Origin of the sequence: Ruegeria sp. ANG10 (assembly GCF_040705255.1) — a bacterium.
GTDB lineage: Bacteria > Pseudomonadota > Alphaproteobacteria > Rhodobacterales > Rhodobacteraceae > Ruegeria.
Map to the genome: position 1 here is coordinate 525848 of NZ_JBFCVU010000002.1, position 17152 is coordinate 542999.

Annotated in this window: 18 protein-coding genes, 1 tRNA gene and 1 riboswitch; of the genes, 10 read left to right on the top strand and 9 right to left on the bottom strand. The window is 57.6% G+C overall.

What is annotated here, in order from left to right:
* Window positions 1-24 precede the first annotated feature (24 nt).
* A complete protein-coding gene (locus AB1A64_RS06700) occupies window positions 25-819 on the top strand; it encodes a hypothetical protein (RefSeq protein WP_366550691.1) in 795 nt (264 codons plus the stop codon).
* 240 nt (window positions 820-1059) lie between these two features.
* Window positions 1060-1341 (top strand): hypothetical protein, encoded by a 282-nt coding sequence (locus AB1A64_RS06705; protein ID WP_366550692.1) that lies wholly within the window; start codon window positions 1060-1062, stop codon window positions 1339-1341.
* Window positions 1342-1359: 18 nt separating this feature from the next.
* Here the strand turns inward: AB1A64_RS06705 and AB1A64_RS06710 are convergent, their stop codons facing one another.
* From AB1A64_RS06710 to AB1A64_RS06720, 3 genes are all read right to left on the bottom strand, one after another.
* On the bottom strand, window positions 1360-2130 hold the full coding sequence (locus tag AB1A64_RS06710; RefSeq protein WP_366550693.1) for an alpha/beta hydrolase: 771 nt from the start codon (window positions 2128-2130) through the stop codon (window positions 1360-1362).
* A gap of 72 nt (window positions 2131-2202) precedes the next feature.
* The gene (locus tag AB1A64_RS06715; RefSeq protein WP_170349185.1) at window positions 2203-3042 is read right to left on the bottom strand and encodes a DMT family transporter; all 840 of its coding nucleotides are present in this window, start codon (window positions 3040-3042) and stop codon (window positions 2203-2205) included.
* A 1037-nt stretch (window positions 3043-4079) separates the two neighbouring features.
* A complete protein-coding gene (locus AB1A64_RS06720) occupies window positions 4080-4754 on the bottom strand; it encodes a TIGR04283 family arsenosugar biosynthesis glycosyltransferase (protein ID WP_366550694.1) in 675 nt (224 codons plus the stop codon).
* Window positions 4755-4827: 73 nt separating this feature from the next.
* On the opposite strand from AB1A64_RS06720, the gene AB1A64_RS06725 reads away from it, so the two are divergent.
* Together AB1A64_RS06725 and AB1A64_RS06730 are read left to right on the top strand one after the other, a co-directional pair.
* Window positions 4828-5565: a folate-binding protein gene (locus AB1A64_RS06725; RefSeq protein ID WP_366550695.1), complete on the top strand. Its 738-nt coding sequence runs from the start codon at window positions 4828-4830 to the stop codon at window positions 5563-5565.
* Between the two features lie 104 nt (window positions 5566-5669).
* Window positions 5670-6614, top strand: a complete 945-nt coding sequence (locus tag AB1A64_RS06730) for an ABC transporter transmembrane domain-containing protein (protein WP_366550696.1) — start codon at window positions 5670-5672, stop codon at window positions 6612-6614.
* Window positions 6615-6671: 57 nt separating this feature from the next.
* On the opposite strand, the gene efp is transcribed toward AB1A64_RS06730, so the two are convergent.
* Window positions 6672-7235 (bottom strand): elongation factor P, encoded by a 564-nt coding sequence (gene efp, locus AB1A64_RS06735; RefSeq protein WP_170349189.1) that lies wholly within the window; start codon window positions 7233-7235, stop codon window positions 6672-6674.
* A gap of 218 nt (window positions 7236-7453) precedes the next feature.
* Between efp and AB1A64_RS06740 the strand changes: the two genes are divergently transcribed.
* Complete coding sequence (locus tag AB1A64_RS06740) at window positions 7454-7774, top strand: DUF6280 family protein (RefSeq protein WP_008757056.1); 321 nt, start codon at window positions 7454-7456, stop codon at window positions 7772-7774.
* Window positions 7775-7838: 64 nt separating this feature from the next.
* Here the strand turns inward: AB1A64_RS06740 and AB1A64_RS06745 are convergent, their stop codons facing one another.
* Complete coding sequence (locus AB1A64_RS06745; protein ID WP_366550697.1) at window positions 7839-8408, bottom strand: cobalamin biosynthesis protein CobQ; 570 nt, start codon at window positions 8406-8408, stop codon at window positions 7839-7841.
* Between the two features lie 61 nt (window positions 8409-8469).
* Between AB1A64_RS06745 and AB1A64_RS06750 the strand changes: the two genes are divergently transcribed.
* Window positions 8470-9927 carry a cobyric acid synthase gene (locus tag AB1A64_RS06750; RefSeq protein WP_366550698.1) on the top strand — a complete coding sequence of 486 codons (1458 nt, stop codon included), beginning with the start codon at window positions 8470-8472 and terminating at the stop codon, window positions 9925-9927.
* A 3-nt stretch (window positions 9928-9930) separates the two neighbouring features.
* Here AB1A64_RS06750 and AB1A64_RS06755 read toward each other — a convergent pair whose 3' ends face one another.
* The 3 genes from AB1A64_RS06755 to AB1A64_RS06765 form a co-directional block, all read right to left on the bottom strand.
* Window positions 9931-10809 carry a hypothetical protein gene (locus AB1A64_RS06755; protein WP_366550699.1) on the bottom strand — a complete coding sequence of 293 codons (879 nt, stop codon included), beginning with the start codon at window positions 10807-10809 and terminating at the stop codon, window positions 9931-9933.
* Window positions 10810-10883: 74 nt separating this feature from the next.
* Window positions 10884-12302, bottom strand: a complete 1419-nt coding sequence (locus tag AB1A64_RS06760) for a TolC family outer membrane protein (RefSeq protein WP_366550700.1) — start codon at window positions 12300-12302, stop codon at window positions 10884-10886.
* A 96-nt stretch (window positions 12303-12398) separates the two neighbouring features.
* Window positions 12399-13052 carry a protein-L-isoaspartate O-methyltransferase gene (locus tag AB1A64_RS06765; RefSeq protein WP_366550771.1) on the bottom strand — a complete coding sequence of 218 codons (654 nt, stop codon included), beginning with the start codon at window positions 13050-13052 and terminating at the stop codon, window positions 12399-12401.
* Window positions 13053-13280: 228 nt separating this feature from the next.
* Between AB1A64_RS06765 and AB1A64_RS06770 the strand changes: the two genes are divergently transcribed.
* Window positions 13281-13354: transfer RNA gene (locus tag AB1A64_RS06770), tRNA-Cys, on the top strand.
* Between the two features lie 44 nt (window positions 13355-13398).
* On the opposite strand, the gene AB1A64_RS06775 is transcribed toward AB1A64_RS06770, so the two are convergent.
* Window positions 13399-14355 (bottom strand): NAD(P)-dependent oxidoreductase, encoded by a 957-nt coding sequence (locus AB1A64_RS06775; RefSeq protein WP_366550701.1) that lies wholly within the window; start codon window positions 14353-14355, stop codon window positions 13399-13401.
* Window positions 14356-14457: 102 nt separating this feature from the next.
* On the opposite strand from AB1A64_RS06775, the gene AB1A64_RS06780 reads away from it, so the two are divergent.
* The 3 genes from AB1A64_RS06780 to cobW all read left to right on the top strand — a co-directional run bounded on the left by AB1A64_RS06780 (window position 14458) and on the right by cobW (window position 17149).
* Window positions 14458-15342: a LysR substrate-binding domain-containing protein gene (locus AB1A64_RS06780; RefSeq protein WP_366550702.1), complete on the top strand. Its 885-nt coding sequence runs from the start codon at window positions 14458-14460 to the stop codon at window positions 15340-15342.
* A 72-nt stretch (window positions 15343-15414) separates the two neighbouring features.
* Window positions 15415-15625: riboswitch (cobalamin riboswitch) on the top strand.
* 82 nt (window positions 15626-15707) lie between these two features.
* Window positions 15708-16097, top strand: a complete 390-nt coding sequence (locus AB1A64_RS06785; protein WP_366550703.1) for a DUF1636 domain-containing protein — start codon at window positions 15708-15710, stop codon at window positions 16095-16097.
* Window positions 16094-17149: a cobalamin biosynthesis protein CobW gene (gene cobW / locus AB1A64_RS06790; protein ID WP_366550704.1), complete on the top strand. Its 1056-nt coding sequence runs from the start codon at window positions 16094-16096 to the stop codon at window positions 17147-17149. Before AB1A64_RS06785 ends, cobW begins: the two co-directional genes overlap by 4 nt.
* The last annotated feature ends 3 nt before the right edge of the window (window positions 17150-17152 follow it).

The window sequence follows — 17152 nt, forward strand, 5'->3', positions numbered from 1 at the left end:
ATCTAAAAGAAAGCTATTAAACTAGTGATCAAATTCAAACTCACTCTCGCAGCAGGCACAGTATTTCTCGCTTTCACTACTGCCGCAAATACAGAGTTGTCAAAAAATGCATGCGACTACATCGAATTGTACGAAAGTATAAAAGGCGAGGGTTCCTTCCCGGACTTGGTCGCACATATGGCGCATGACGTTGAGTATTGCCACTCACCTGATGGCTGCGACAATGGTTTGAAGAAAAGAACTGGCCCTATACAAATCACGTTAGATAACGGTAGTTCTGAAGCAATCAGAAAAATATTTGATGCTAATTTGGCATATACAGTCAACATAGTGCGCCAATTATCCGGCCTTAAATTCTACCTTGATGAACACCCGGAAACTGTAACAGGTATCATCCATATCCTATTAGTTGGCGACGTTGCAGAAACAAATCTAACTTCTTTCGAACCAGAGTTTTTTTCAAAATTCTTGAAATCTGAAAAGCTAACCTGCCTAGTGACAAACTTTGACTGGCCAAACGCAGAGATTGAATATTCAGAGGTTTGGATAAAAACGTCTATTTCCCCTGAGATGTTCGCAAATTGTGTGAAAGAAGAAATTTTCAACGCAAGTGGTGTGCCCGGAGATCCGATTGGATTGGATTCACTCATTTCGAAAGACACATTCTCAAGCGAGATTTTTGGCCCGCCAATTTTTCAGAATTTCGATGGTAGGGCGCTAATCGCTATGCAGTTGGTTTATCTTGATGAGATGGTGAATGGGCAGAGTCGCGCTCGAACAAGAGAGGTAGCGCGACAGTCTATTAATAAGTTTTGCTAGGCAAGAACACGATTTCGCGTCGGCCTATGGGGGCGAGTCGAGTGTGTGCTTAATGCTTTGCATCAGGCTTTAGGTGGCAAGCGCGGATCGTCTCCGCCAGCCGCCACTAAACACTCCCCTTGCCTAACCCGTTGATCTCGTTCACACTTACTTCAAACCGTCATTCAAGAGCGACAATTGAGGTTCCGAGCGTCCAAGACGCAATGAAACCAACAACAGATTTTCGAACGGGAGGACGACATGAAAACACTAACCCTTGGGCTGGCCTTGGCGCTACTGGCCAGCCAAGCGAGTGCGCAGCAGACATTGACCACCGCATCCCCAATTCCGGACGGGGCCGAGACCAAGTTCTGCTACTATAACGGCATGGCCTATTCGCAGGACGCGTTTGTCCTGCTGGTCGGCGACAACACCGTTACCCAGACGGTCAGCACGATCCAGGAACGCCTGCTGCGTTGTCACCGTGAGGACGACGGCACGATGAAGTGGAAACCGCAGAGCACGTTCTCGACCAATAACTGAACACTTAAGGTGGGCGGGCTAGCCCACCTTCTCCTCTAACCAGTCCGCGATCTGCGCGGCGGGCTTTTCCCAGCCGGGCTCCATGAAAAGGAAATGCGCGTGGTTCTCGACAGGCAGGAAAGTCGCATGGTCGCCGTAAAGCTGCGCCAGAGCGCGGCAGGTGTTGGGGTTCACGGCCCGGTCCTCGGTTCCTGAAACGACCAGCACCGGGCAATCGACCTTGTCGATATCGACCTTCATCGCGTGGTGATCGTCGAACATCCAAAAGAACATCTCAAACATCACCCGCCCGCTTTCGGCGCCTAAACGGTCGAACACCGCATGCTGCTGCGCCTCGGGTATTTTGTTCAGCGCGAAGGGGGCCATCAGGTCGAACTCGACCCGCATGGGCTGTTTCCAGAACGCCCCGCCCTCCATCAACGCACGCGGGATGGCGCGTTCGTCATCGGTTTCGGGCAAGGTGCCCCACGGCGCGTTCGGGTTGATCAGGACAATAGCGCTGGCCAACCCGCGTGAGGCCACCTGCTGTGCTACAACTCCGGCGATGGCGTGGCCCAACAGAACCGGTTTGCTGTCTAACCCCTGCACGAACTCTGCTATGTCGTTGGCATAGTCCATCACGCTGGTATCGGTCAGGCGCGGGTCGGGTTCGGCCTTTGAGTCCCCGCCGTGATAGCGCAGCGCGGGGGTGTGTACAGTCCAGCCCCGGTCGCGAAAAAACCCGGCGTAATCCTGCATACACCATGGCCCGGCAAAGGCACCGTGGATCAGAACAATCTCTTTGGTCATGAAAACGCTCCCTTTTCTCACGTTACTATGAGAGATCGGGGGCGGCTTCAGCAAGGCTGTGTCGCAGGCGTATCAGACGGACAGGCCTATCAGCGCCACTCCAACAGCCATTAGAACCGCGGCACCAAGTCGCCGCATCCAGTTGCCCTCTTTCAAGAAAACAAACCCGATCAGCGCCGCGAATATAACCGAGGTTTCCCGCAACGCCGAAACTGCACCAAGCGGAGCGAAGTTTTTGGCATAAAGCACCAGACCATAGGCTGTCATCGAAACAAGCCCGCCCAGAATACCGATCATCCAGACTTTGGCAGGCAGTTCAGCCAGAGTTTTCCGTCGACGGATACCGACAAACCCCGCGATAAACAGGTGCAGAAACGCGCCCCAGGCCCAGTAGCTAAGCGTATTGCCGGACAAGCGCACGCCAATACCGTCCACGACCGAATAAATCGAGATGCAAAAGCCCGTGCCCAGTGCAAATCCAAGGGCCCAACGCCCCACGCCAGAGCGCAATGCCTTCCAACTGCTGAGCTGGATACCAACGGCAATCAGGGCGATCCCACCCCAGGCTTGCAGCGGCAGCACCTCGCCCACCAACAGCATGGCCCACAGCGATACAAGCGCAGGAACGATACCCCGGGCAATTGGATATACGACGCTTAAGTCTCCGTGCTGATAGGCTTTGCCCAGCATGAAATAATAGCCGAAATGCACCACGGTTGAGATCAGGATGTATGGAAAGCTTTCGGCACTGGGCAGTGGCAGCAACAGGATCATTACCGTTGCTGGAATGACATGCCCCAATGCCACCAGACCTAAAGTGGTGGTCCGATCAGCTGCGGTTTTGACAATCGCATTCCATACCGCGTGCAACACTGCCGCCGTCAAAATGATGGCAATGACAAACAGGGTCACATCCGAACCTTTCGTAAAGGAAGAAACTGTCCTGCAAAGCGGACCGGCTAAGTTATTTGCACAGGTTGAGGCCAATCACAACGCAGCTTCGATCAGTGTTTTGAGAATGTTTTCGGTGAGGCTGTTTGGGTTTCCACCGCAGGAGGGAGCGGTGATTGTGCCTTTGACCAGCGCAAGATAGCTGCCCTGCAGGCCAAGCCCTGTTGATGCGAAATCTCTACAACTGAACGTGAGGAGTGTTGCCAGCGCGCTGGCACGCGGTCACTTTGGTGTCATGACATTTGTGACCGATAATCAACTGCCCCTGCTGATCTTGTTCTTTATTATTGGCTCGGTTGGCACCGCGTTTCTATTTCGCAAACCGGCCGGGCACCGGGCATGGAAGCTGGCCGACCTGGTCTGGGTCGTTCTGGGCGGCATCGGCGCGCTGGTGGCGGTTCTGGCCGGGCTCTACACCTCGGACAGTTCGCGGTTGGACCGGCAAATCGATGTGGCCTATGCCGCGACGCTTGCTTTTGACCGCGACGCCGCGCGGTTCCGACTGCGGTTCTGCGATCCGGCCTATGACCCGGACACCGCCGTTTTGTGCGATAAGGTTGAATTCCTTTCGGCCTCAACCGCCAGTAATGCTGACCTGCCATTGTTCATCGCCGTGACCAATGAGGTCGCGCCCTTGCAAGGATTGCATTTCCTGTTAGGCGGACAAGCAAGAGACGAGCAGGAGGAAATACGCGCTATGGCCGCCAAGGCCGATGCGTTCAGCATTGACCAGTTTCTGGTTTTCACCACCCTGGACGATGCAACACAGGTCGCGATCGACAACATGCGCCGGAAAGTGCCTGCTATTGCCGGGGACTATCTGATCCTCGCCCAAAGCTATGATGATCTGGTCGATCAGGTCGGAAAGCTAAAGGACGAATGGGAATACCTACAGGAAAACGCGCATATTCTGGTGTTGCAGATCGTCGCCCTATGTCTGGTCAGCTTTGCCGCGCCTTTCCGATTGGGCAAATCCATTGTCGAACTGCGCACAACGCTCATCGCCGATACGCCTGAGCCAGACGCTCTGGATCAGCCCCAAGAAAGTATCGTGCCAGAGTCCACAGATTCCGCGCCCCCCGACGCATCCACCCCGCCCGTGCATAGCGGTCCGCGCTCGTAACCGCGCGGGTGTTCAACAGGGTGATATGTGGCAAGGCGCGCGCCAGCGCCACGTCCTCCATCAACGGTTGGTCCGGGTAACCTGAGGCTTTGTCATAGGCGCGACGCGACACAAGCAACCCCTGATCACCATAAGGTAGGCTGAACACCCGGCTGCGCATGTTAGCCCAGCCCGCAACCCAAGCTGGCCAAAACCCACTGGCCTGAAAGGTCAGACGAAACGCCGCGGGGTTGCCCGTGGGCAAATGCTCTGCCACGTCCTTGCTCCACCCTTCTTGCAAGATTGTATCGGCGTGCAGGACCAAAAGCCATTCGCCTTTGGCTGCCGAGCAGCCCCGCCGCAACTGCCCCCCGCGTGAGGATGGCCCGGTCACGATCTCGCCCCCTGCCTCTTCTGCAATTTCAAGGGTCTGGTCGGTCGATCCACCATCGGTAACAATCAGCTCTCGGACCAACCCCGTGTGCAAACCCTCCATCAAAGCAGGCAGGGATTCCAACAAGGCCTCAGCCGCGTTCAGGGTCGGGATGACGATGCTGATTGGTGCTGGCAAGGCGGATATCCTCTGGTCATGGCGGCGCGATCTCCTATATCACGGGGCCAAGGGAAAAGACGAGGACCACCCCATGCCCAATCGCCGTATTCTGCGCCTTAGCGGGTCGGACACTGACAGCTTTCTTCAGGGGCTGGTTACCAATGATATTTCCGGACTGGATCAGGGGTTGGTCTATGCCGCGCTGCTGACCCCGCAGGGCAAGTATCTGGCGGACTTCTTTCTGAAACGCGACGGCGATACGGTTCTTCTGGATGTCGCCGAAGATATCGCCGATGGGTTCGTCAAGCGGCTGGGCATGTACAAGCTACGCGCCGATGTTTCGATCGAAGATAGCGGCCTTAACCTGCAACGCGGTACTCGCACCGCGCCCGCAGGCGCCCTGCCCGATCCGCGCCATCCAGATATGGGGTGGCGGGCGTATACGGCCGAGGCCGAAGGCGTCGATGGTACCGATTGGGACGCCATCCGCGTGCGACACTGCATTCCGGAAACCGGTATCGAGCTGACCCCAGACAGCTATATCCTAGAATCCGGGTTCGAAGGTCTGAACGGTGTCGACTTCAAAAAGGGATGTTATGTCGGGCAGGAAGTCACCGCCCGCATGAAACACAAGACTGAGTTGCGCAAAGGGCTGCGTCGTGTCCGGGTCAATGGCGCGGCACCGGTAGGGACCGAGATTACATCTGGCGGCAAACCGGCCGGTACCTTGTTCACCCAATCGAACGGTCAGGGGATCGCCTATCTGAGGTTTGACCGCGCCAGCGACGATATGCAGGCCGCCGAGGCCACCGTCACGCTTGACACCTAACATGTTGCCATTCCGGCACGGCTGAACCGTAGCGCGGCCCGACACCCTTTGAACATATTCGGGGCGCTGCCACAGTGTGGTCAGTCCATTGAACGGATGCGCATATGCTTAAGTTATACGCTGCGATCTGGCGTGCCAGCGCCGGACGGCAAATCATTCTTATTCTCCTGTCCATCGCCATCGCAGGCCTTGCCGCGGTGCCGCTGGAGTTTCAGCGCGATATCGTTAACCATCTGACCTCGAACGATATCAGCACCGAGCGATTGCTTTACCTTGGCACAGGCATGATGTCAGTCATCCTGCTGAGTCTGGCCTTGAAATGGTTGCTGGGCTATCGCGCCGGGACGCTAGGCGAGGATCTGATCCGCATGATCCGCCAGCGGCTTTTGGTGCGTTCGTCCGACCTGAGTGAAACCGGTGAGAAAATGCGCTCAGGAACCATGACCACGGCCATCTCGGCCGAGGCCGAGGAGTTGGGAAAGTTCGCCGGCGGCGCCTTTTCAGACCCGGTTGTGCAGATCGGCACGCTGATCAGCGTCATTGGCTACATCTCGTCCACGCAACCCGGGCTGGGCATGATCGCCTTTTCAATGATCGTGCCGCAGATCGTGATTGTGCTGGTCTCGCAGCGAAAGGTGAACGTCTTTGTGGCGGAGCGGGTCCGCATATTGCGCAGCTCTACCGACAGGCTGACCACCGAAGACATTGACGCCGTGGCGCGCGATATTGAGGCCCAGTTCGACGATATCTACAACACGCGCCGCCGCATGTTCTTGTGGAAGCTGTCGGCCAAATTTCTGCTGAGTGTCATTAATGGCGCAGGCACAGTCGGTGTTCTGATGCTGGGCGGGTATCTGGTTCTGAATGGCAAAACGGATGTGGGCACCGTGGTTGCCGCCACCAGCGGTCTTGGCCGCATTCAGGGCCCCACGGCCTTTTTGATCGCCTTTTACCGACAAGTCAGTGCCAACCGCATTAAATACGAACTGATGCTGGAATTGTTCGGCCCCAATCCCGAACGGTATCGCCGACCCAGAAAACTGCACTAAAAAAGACCGCGCGGCCCCTACCGTCGCGGTCTTTTCGTGTTTCGCCAAAGCGCCGATTTACGCGCGTTCGGAGTATTCCATGCTTTCGGTGTTCACCACGATCATCTCATCCTGACCGATGAACGGCGGCACCATGACCTTCACGCCATTGTCCAGAATCGCCGGTTTGAACGAGTTCGCAGCGGTCTGACCTTTGACCACCGGCTCGGTCTCGACGATCTTGCAGGTCACTTTTTGGGGCAGCGTAGCGTTCAGCGCCTCGCTTTCATAGAATTCGACCACGATGGTCATGCCGTCCTGCAGAAACGGGCGACGTTCACCCAACAGTTCGGCGGGCAGCTCAATCTGCTCATAGGTCTCGGAATCCATGAACACCAGCATGCCGTCAGATTCGTACAGGAACTGCTGATCTTTCTGTTCCAGGCGCACGCGCTCGACCTTGTCCGCCGAACGGAAACGTTCGTTCAATTTCGAACCATTGCGCAGGTTGCGCAGTTCGACCTGCGCAAAAGCACCGCCTTTACCGGGCTTTACATGGTCGACCTTAACAGCAGCCCACAGCCCGTCGTTATGCTCAAGCACGTTGCCGGGGCGAATTTCGTTCCCATTTATCTTGGGCATGACATAAATCCTTCACAAACGGTTGATGCGTCAGTTCCCGTCCCTATATCTGGCGTAACCACACCTGACAAGACAACGAGACCTAGTGCTGCACTTGCAGCAAGCTATGCAAATGACGCAACGCAACTATGCATTTTAGCTGTATCCGAATCACATCTAATAGGTCATAAGGACCGTCACGCCGAAAATGCAAGAGCAAGAACAACAAGGAAGACGAGATGAGAGATTTCGTTGACGGCACTGCCTTTAACAATGAGCAAGGCAATCGTGCACGCAAACTTTTCGCAGCCGTTGTGCTGGCTGCACTGGATGACGCTATTGCCGATGACAAGAAATACGGCAATGGCCCGGAACAGATCGCCCGTTGGGCCCGCTCGCGCGACGGTCGCGAGGTGCTGTCCTGCGCAGGTATCGACCCCAACGAACGGGTTGTCGGCGGACTGATGGAGTTCGTTGGTCGTGGCGTGCGTACCTCGGTCGCGCTGTCGCGTGAAGAAAGCGAGCGTCGCAATGCCGCTCAGCAGGCAGAAGCCGCTTAAACCAAGGCGACATCTGCAGGAAAAAACGCGCCCGCTTTCTGGGGCGCGTTTTTCTTTTTGGCGGTCAGAAAAACAGCAGCCATTGGCGGGCAACCCAAATCTCGGCCCCCAGTAATACGGCAAAGAACAGCTTTGCGGGCGCTGACAGCCCCCTGTTCCATAGCACCACATAAGACGTTGCACATATGACGACAGAAACAGGTGCCACCCAAAGGGCGTGATGCGAACTGTCCCAATAGCTGACCGGGCTGTGAAAGACCCATTCGCTCAACGGCCAAAATTGCGGGCGACCGTCACCGGCATGCAGCAGAAAATCCATCGACAGATGCAACAGCCCTGCGGACGCTGTGACTGTCAAAAAACGCCATCCACGCCAGAGCCCAAGCATCAGCGCCAGACCCCACAAGATGAACGAGTTGTCAATGGCAAACACTGTCTGCCAGGCCGGTGAGAAGTATAGCTCGTCAAAAACGATCTGCGGCGGGATGTTCAAGACGTGCAAGGACACCCCAGCCATGACATACAGCGACAGATCGGGCAGAACAGATCCCAGCACCGCAGCCCACAGAATTGCCCCCCGCGCAGGCCGCGCAAAAGCGGCAGCGCCGATCAAAAGATGCGCGGGCGTGTTCATCCGGGGCTTTCCCTTTGGTGTCAAATCAGGTCATCTGCGCCCTAACGTATAGGAGACGACCATGGTTCGCGCCATCATGATTCAGGGCACCGGCAGCAATGTCGGAAAATCAGTTTTGGTGGCCGGGCTAGCGCGCGCTTATACGCGGCGCGGGCTGAGGGTAGCTCCGTTCAAGCCACAGAACATGTCCAACAATGCCGCCGTGACCGAGAATGGTGGCGAGATTGGCCGCGCGCAGGCCTTGCAGGCGCGTGCAGCCAAGCGCCCGACCCATACGGATATGAACCCGATTCTGTTGAAACCGGAAACGGACACTGGCGCTCAAATCATAGTTCAAGGCCAGCGTTCGGGTACGATGAAGGCGGGTGACTATCGTAAAGACAAATCCAAACTGCTGGGTGCCGCGCTGGAAAGCTTTTACCGGCTGTGCAGCGATGCCGATCTGGTGCTGATCGAAGGTGCCGGCAGCCCGGCTGAAACCAACCTGCGCAAGGGCGACATCGCCAATATGGGCTTTGCCTGTGCCGCTGACATACCGGTCGTTCTGGTGGGCGATATCCACCGAGGCGGAGTCATTGCGCAAATCGTCGGCACGCAGGCGGTTCTGGATGCCGGTGATCTTGAGATGATCACAGGTTTCGCCGTCAACCGGTTCAAGGGCGACGTCTCCCTGTTTGATGAGGGGCGTGACGACATCGCCACCCGCACAGGATGGCCATGCATGGGCGTAGTTCCGTGGTTTCATGACGCTTGGAGGTTACCTGCAGAGGATATGATGGACATCCGCTCGTACAGCGGCGGGGCCTGCAAGGTGGTTGTGCCGCAACTGGAACGCATGGCGAATTTCGACGACCTGGATCCTTTGTCCGCCGAACCGGGTGTCACCGTTGAGATCATCCCGGCTGGTCGTCCCCTGCCCGGTGATGCCGATCTGGTGCTGTTACCCGGCAGCAAATCCACCATCGGTGATCTGGCCTACTTCCGGGCGCAGGGCTGGGATATCGACCTATATGCCCATGTTCGTCGGGGTGGCCATGTGCTGGGTCTGTGCGGCGGGTACCAGATGCTGGGCAAGACCATCGCCGATCCCGATGGCGTCGATGGCCGGCCCGGCACGGTTGACGGGCTGGGCTTGTTGGACGTGACCACCATCATGGCAGGTCAAAAGCAGGTTACCCTGCGCACGGCACGCACTATTCCGTGCCACGAGCCGGTCACCGGGTATGAGATTCACATGGGCCAAACCGAAGGTCCCGATTGCGGCCACGCCTGGCTTGAGATTGGCGGACGACCGGAAGGCGCCACAGACAAAACGGGCCGCATTCGTGGCAGTTATCTGCACGGCATCTTTTCATCCGACACCTTCCGCGCCCGTTACCTAGAGAAATTGGGCGCGGCATCAGATTTGTCTTATGAGGATGGGGTCGAGGATACGCTGGACGCGCTGGCGGATCATCTGGAACAGCATATGGACCTCGATCGCCTGCTGGGTATGGCACGGCCGCCGAAGCGGCCCTAAGGTTTAATCAACTTCGCGCTCGGCCAGTGCGCGGTAAATCTCACGTCGCACCATTTTGCGGACATTGCGGGTGATACGCTGGCCCAGAACGCCTTGCAGCTCTTCCCGAACGACCTGCGCGATCAGACCGCGCAGCGCGTCTTCGTCCATGGTCAACGCGTCCAGTCCCGTAGCCAGTGGATCTGTGTCCATCAACAGCGAGTTTTTGCCTGCAATCTGCGCATCTTTGCCAGTGGGTCGCACATGCAATTCTTTTGATGCTGACTTCACTGCCTGCGCAGACGCTGCGACCGCAGGGTCGCGGACAAAGGTCGCCTTTGTGGCAGTGTCAACGTCCTCGTGTATCCTTTCAGCTTGGCTGATCTTTGCCGAGTAGGTGATGTTGAACTCATCTTCTGCGGCCCACTCCAGCGGTTTTGCCGGTGTCTCGGCCTCCGCAGCCCACTCAAGTGGCTTCGTCGGCGTGCCGGAATAAGCATCTTCGCTGTCGCCGTCCGGCTCCCACTGATCTTCGGTTCGGGCAATTGCGGTTTCCAACGCTTCGATCTTGGCGCTCAGACTGCCGGTCAGGCCGTCCTCTGGCTCAGTCGTGGTTTGCTGTTCGACCGCGGGTTCGGCATGTTTCACGATATCGCAAGCCCGCAGAAGCATTGGTTTGACAGAATCTTCGGCCTTGTAAACCGGTTCCGCTTTTTCTGGCTGAGGCTTCTCTTTCACGGCCACTTCACCGACTCGCAATGCGTCGGTCAGAACCAGCCTGCCGGGCTTTCGCGTGTTGGATGACGCCATAACACCCGGAATTTTACGATCTTCTTCAGTGACCAGACGCTTAATCGAGGACAAGACGTCCTCGATTCCCGCTTTTACGACTTTATCCGTCATTGTTCTCTACCGCTCTATCCTCGGGATCGAGTGTAGCTAAACAAACCGGTCCTAACAACAGGTAGTATTGGCCCTTAGTCGCGACGCAAGGCTTTGAGGACGCGATCCAGGTCCCGGCTTTGCCTACTAACTTGCGCCGGAGCCTTTTTAACCAAGTTGTAATATAGGGTTGGATCATAAATCTGGACAGCCAGACCCAGACGTTCAGCCGTCAGCAAACCTTGCGCATCCAGAAGCTGATAAGCGGCACGCGATCTTTCGGTGCGCGATGCAACCTCAGCCAGTTGTGCGTCCAGTAGATCCTGCTGTGCGTTCAGCACGTCCAACGTAGTCCGCGCGCCCAAGGTCGCTTCTTCGCGGATACCGTCAAAGGCCACCTGCGAGGCCCGCACCCGCTCTGTCGATGCCCTTAGGCTGGCGCTGGCGGCCTGGTAGGCGGCATAGGCGTCCGCGACCCCCTGGGTGATATCCTTTTGCACGTTCAGCAAATTGGCGCGCGACGCGTCGCGTGTTGCCATTGCCCGACGGACCGTGGCGGCCAGACGGCCACCGGCATAGATCGGCTGTTCAAAGCGCAACGCGACAGTCGCATCTTCGAGGCTGTCATCGTTGTCATAGCTTTCGCGCAGGCCCGCGTCAGCATTCAGCCTGACATTCGGACCAAGGTTGGCACGCTGCTGTTGAACGAACAAATCCAGCGCCCGCACCTGATGTTGCGCTGACTGAATAGCCGGATGGTTGCGCTGTGCAAGGCTAACGGCCTCACCTTCGGATCGCGGCAGGTTCGGCAGGCTTGGTTGACCGGCAGTGCGGCCCGGCGCCTTGCCCACGGCGTTCACATATTCGGCCTGCGCAATGCTCAGGTTACCGCGCGCAACCGCCAGATCCGCTTGCGAGCTAGCCAGCTGTGCTTCAGACAGCGCGACGTCCGTCCGGGTCACCTCCCCCACATCAAAGCGGTCCTGAGAGGCGCGCAATTCTTCGGCTGACACATCCACGTTGTTCAGGCGAATCTGCACAGTTTCTTCTTGCAGCAGAACACCCAAATACGCGTTCAAGCCGCGAAACAGGACGTCCTGTTCAACATCCAGCAAGGTTTGCCGTGTGGCCAGCACCGTTTCCTGCGCCGATTGCTTGCCCAGAACCGAGAAGCCGCCATCATAGATCAGCTGGCTCAGGGTGAGGCCGGTGAAAAAGTTGGCTGGCTCATCCCGCACAACACCAGCGCTCGTGCTGTTGCGATTGTAATTCTGACTGACCTCAACCGCCCAGTTGATGATCGGGCGCAGCGCCGACAGCGCGATTGCAACGTCTTCATCAGCCGCGCGCAACAAGGCACGGTTCTGTTCCAGCAGGCCACTTGTATTGTAGGCCCCGATAAACGCGTCGGTCAGGTTATCAGCCCATACCGCACGCCCTGGTACGACACTGAGCGCGAGCCCCGCGGTCAGTGCCATCGCCTTTATTAGCTTTCCCCCTGTCCTTGAACGCATGTCGAAATCCTTCTCAAATCAAAATTACGCTGCCCTGGGCGTAGTTTGCGCCGATGTTTTCAACTAATCAAGGTAGCAGAAAAATAAGCGATGAAATTATAGCGAAAATGCACACTCGGCGGAAAATGCCTGCAAAACCGGGGCATTGGCGTTGAATGCATGACGCCACGTCACCCGACCGCCGGATTTATGCCCGATCCGAACGGTTCCAAGCTCTCCTTCGACGAACAGGCAGGCAATGCGTCCGTGATCCTTCAACTGGGCGATCAATGCCTCGGGAACCTGCTCAACCCCGCCTTGTATCATGATGACGTCATAGGGGCCGTGTTCGGTCGCGCCCTGCGCCAGCGGTCCAACATGTACAATCGCGTTGTCGGCGTCTGCTTCCATCAAGATCGTTTGCGCTTCGGTGGCCATATCTTCATCTTCTTCCACGGCAACCACCAGCTGCGCCATGCGCGCGGCAACCGCGGTGGAATAGCCCAGCGCCGGGGCGATATCCAATACAGCCTCGTCATTCGAGATATTCAGCGCATCCAGCATTTTGGCCAGCGTCCGCGGTTCGGGCAGACAACGGTCGCCCCCCAGGTCGATCACGCCTTCGGCATAGGCCGCTTCACGCTGAGCGTCAGGAACAAAATTCTCTCTCTGGACGGTCAGCATCGCGTCAATGATGGGGAATTTCGTTACATCCGAGGGTCGGATCTGCGTATCGACCATCGTGCGGCGCCGGGTTGCGAAATCTGTCATTGGATCGCCCATGTTTTTCCCTAGTACGTCCGGCTTTTGCCACATCCAGAAGAAACCGGCAACGGCTGCAACGTCGAAAGTTACACCAGATCGCAGAGACTTGGTGTCGCGCCGCGCCATGCCGCAACACATGGAAGCGGATTTTTGCAATCAACCCACTGGACGCCCCTGACGAAAGGTGTTAAAACGCCTGCCACACCACGGCAAGTATTTGATTTTACTTGAAAAGGCGAGTTGGCGGAGTGGTGACGCAGCGGATTGCAAATCCGTGTACACCGGTTCGATTCCGGTACTCGCCTCCACTCCTTTGATTATCTAACGAGTTTTCAAATGCGCGCAGTCTGCGCTATTCGGCCTGACCTCTCTGTGGGATAACTTCATAGCCCGGCTCTTCCGGTTCGTCATCGTGCATCTCGGTCGGGAAACCGGGCGCCGTGATATCCAGCCCGGTCGCGTCCTCCAACCGCTTGATAATATTCGGTGACAGTTCGCGTTCACCATAGCGGGCGATACCGTCTTCGAAAATACGGATCATCACCGGGTTGATTTCCAAGGGCACTCCGGCGCGGTCGGCGACGTCTTGGAACAGTCCAATATCCTTTTTGACAAGGTCCATGGTGAACGAGATATCGCGGGACCCGTTTAGAATGACCTGGCTTTCCGTTTCATGCACGAATGAAGTGCCCGACGAAATCTTTATCGCCTCATAAGTGGTGTTCAAATCCATCCCGGCCGCTTTGGCCGTTACCAGCGCTTCGGCACAGGTGATCAGGTTTGCGGTCGCTAGATAGTTGGTCAGAACTTTTAGGACCGAGGCTGAACCCAACTCCCCCGTGTGCAGCACGCGCCGCCCCATCGTGGTTAAAAACGGCAGAATCCGCTCAAAGGTTTCGCGATCACATCCGGCGAAAATCGAGATATTGCCAGTGGCCGCCCGGTGGCACCCGCCCGAAACCGGGCAATCCACCGCCGCGCCTCCACGCTCGATCACCATGGCCCCCAATCGTTTGACCTCGGCCTCGTCGGTGGTCGACATCTCCATCCAGATCTTGCCTGGCCCGACCTCGGGCAGCATATCATGCATCACTGCGTCCGAGGCCGCCGGGGACGGCAGGCAGGTTATAACAGCATCACAATCCCGCATCATCTGCGCCGGGCTCTCGGCGGCTTCGGCCCCTTTGGCCACAAACTCGGCCACCAAATCGGGGTTAAGGTCGTGAACCGTCAGGTCAATCCCGTTGCGCAGAAGCGAGCCGGACAGTTTGCCGCCCACATTTCCTAAACCGATAAATCCGACTTTCATGTTTCCCTCCTGACGGTCGTATTCGGGCCGAGTATCCGTGTTGTCTGCCAGAAACGAAAATGATTAATAATGCCAATTATGGTCAAAATAATTTGGTGATATATGGATCGCCTTCCAAACCCCACATGGTTGCGCAGCTTTGAAACCGCCGCGCGGCATCTGAATTTTACCACCACAGCAAAAGAGCTGGGCCTGACGCAGACGGCGGTCTCGTTGCACATCCGGTCGCTTGAGGCCGAGCTTGGGCAAAAGCTGTTCACCCGGAATGCCCGCCGGTTGGAACTGACTGAGCTGGGGCAGTCTTATTCGTTGACTGTGCGGCGTGCGCTTGGCGACATCGCCCTGTCCACCAACAGCCTGTTCGGCCCTGCCTCGCGCCAGACCCTGACAATCCGTGCGGCGATATCGACGGCCACCTATTGGGTCGCGGCGGAACTGCCCGACTTTACCGCTCGCCACCCCGAGATCCCAGTACGCCTTGTCTCGCACATCTGGAATGACAGCGTGGCCCCCGGCGATGTGGATGTGGAAATCCGGCTGGGTTATGGCGATTGGCCCGGCGTTCAGTCCGAAAAGCTGACAGACGAAAAGCTGGTACCGGTATGCCGGGCCGGGGACTCGCCCGCGACCCTGAACGTACTGCGGCAAGGCCCTCTGATTCATATCCTTGGATACGAAGACAACTGGGCGCGGTACTTTCAGGCCAACGGGCTCGCGCTTCCGGACCAGCCGCCCCGACATTCGGTGGACACCTCGGTCGCAGCACTGCAGCTTGTGATGGCCGGCGCGGGCTATGCAACGGTACTGGAACGGTTCGCCCGGAATGCGATCCGGCAGGCTGCGCCGATTGCAATTGCAGGCCCTGCGATTCCCTTTGCCCAGTCGCATTACCTGATCAGTACACAAGGCGCTGCCCAACCGACCGCTGCGGCAGGGTTGTTTTGCGCCTGGCTGCGGGAAAGGCTGGCCGCTGATGCCGCGGATTGACATAGGCTGGTCGCTTTTTTGGCTTGAGCGATTTCACCACGCGCCTCGTGCTTGACAAGCCCCCTGCCCGTGCCGCATGTCGCTTGCGTTGGTGTCCATCTTAGGATGGATGAAAAGGGAATGCGTCAGCGGGTGACCGTCAAACGCAGCCGCCCCCGCGACCGTGACCGGAGAGGGTGCCCAAATGCCACTGGCCCGAAAGGCCGGGAAGGCGGGACATCCGCCGGGGCAAACGCCTCGACATCCGCAAGCCGGGAGACCTGCCAGCGCCCGAAGTTGAAACCGGACGGGGTGATCCGGTGTCGGGTCCATGTGCAGACGTGGCCCGCATGAAACCCCGTCCCCTGCGAAGAGGATTTGGGGGGATGAGAGACGTGACCGAGACTGCACCAGTCGAGCTGCTGGTCTGCACCACCTGTCGTCGTGGGCTGCCGATTGAGGACGATGCACAGCGTCCGGGCACCCTGCTGCACAAGGCACTGGAAGACGCCGGTTTGCCCGACGGGATCGAGCTGAAACCGGTCGAATGCCTGTCGAACTGCGATCAAGGGTGTTCCATCGTGCTGCGCGGCGGTCCGACCCGCTGGACCTTTGTGTACGAAAACCTGAACGAAACCGACCATGTCGACACCATCGTCGAAGGCGTCACTAAGTACCTCGCCGCCGAAGACGGTCTGGTCAAATGGCGCGAACGTCCCGAACATTTCCGCAAAAACTGTGCGGCCCGCATTCCCCCGATTGGAGCCCTGAAATGAGCAATCTCGAAAAACTCCCTGTCACTGTGATCACCGGCTTTCTGGGCTCGGGCAAAACCACGCTGGTCAAGCACCTGATGCAGAACCCGCAGGGCAAGCGTCTGGCCGTTGTCGTCAACGAATTCGGCGATGTGGGTGTCGATGGCGACATCCTGAAATCCTGCGCCATTCCGGATTGCCCGGCGGAAAACATCATGGAACTGGCCAATGGCTGCATCTGCTGCACCGTGGCCGATGATTTCATTCCGACTATCGAGGCGCTGATGGCGCTGGAACCGCGCCCCGATCATATCCTGATCGAAACTTCGGGCCTGGCCCTGCCCAAACCGTTGCTGAAAGCGTTTGACTGGCCCGATATCCGCTCGAAAATCACCGTGGACGGCGTGATCGCGCTGGCCGATGCCGAGGCCGTGGCCGCCGGGCGTTTTGCCCCGAATGTCGAAGCCGTCGACGCCCAGCGCCTGGCTGACGATTCGATCGACCATGAAACGCCCCTGTCCGAGGTGTTCGAGGATCAGATTTCGTGCGCCGACATCATCCTGCTAACCAAGCCTGACCTAGCCGGCCCGGAAGGTGTGGCGAAGGCCAAAGAAGTGATCGCAGCCGAGGCTCCACGCCCGCTGCCCGTCGTCGAAGTCGCCGAAGGTGCCGTTGACGTGCGCGTTGTGCTGGGTCTTGAGGCAGCCGCCGAGGATGACATGGACGCGCGGCCAAGCCATCACGATGGTCACCATGATCACGAACATGACGATTTCGAAAGCATCATCATCGAGCTGCCGGAACAGACAGACCCGGCCCAACTGGTCGCCAATATCGAACGTCTTGCCAATGAGCTGAACATCCTGCGCGTCAAGGGCTATGCCGCTGTTCAAGGCAAGCCGATGCGTCTGTTGGTTCAGGCTGTTGGCGCCCGCGTTCGTCATCAATACGACCGCCCTTGGGAATCCGGCGAAGAGCGCCGCTCGCGTCTGGTGGTGATCGCCGAGCATGACGACATCAAAGAGGCTGAAATCCGCGATATCCTCGTGGGAGTGACCGAGGCTGCCGAGTAAGCC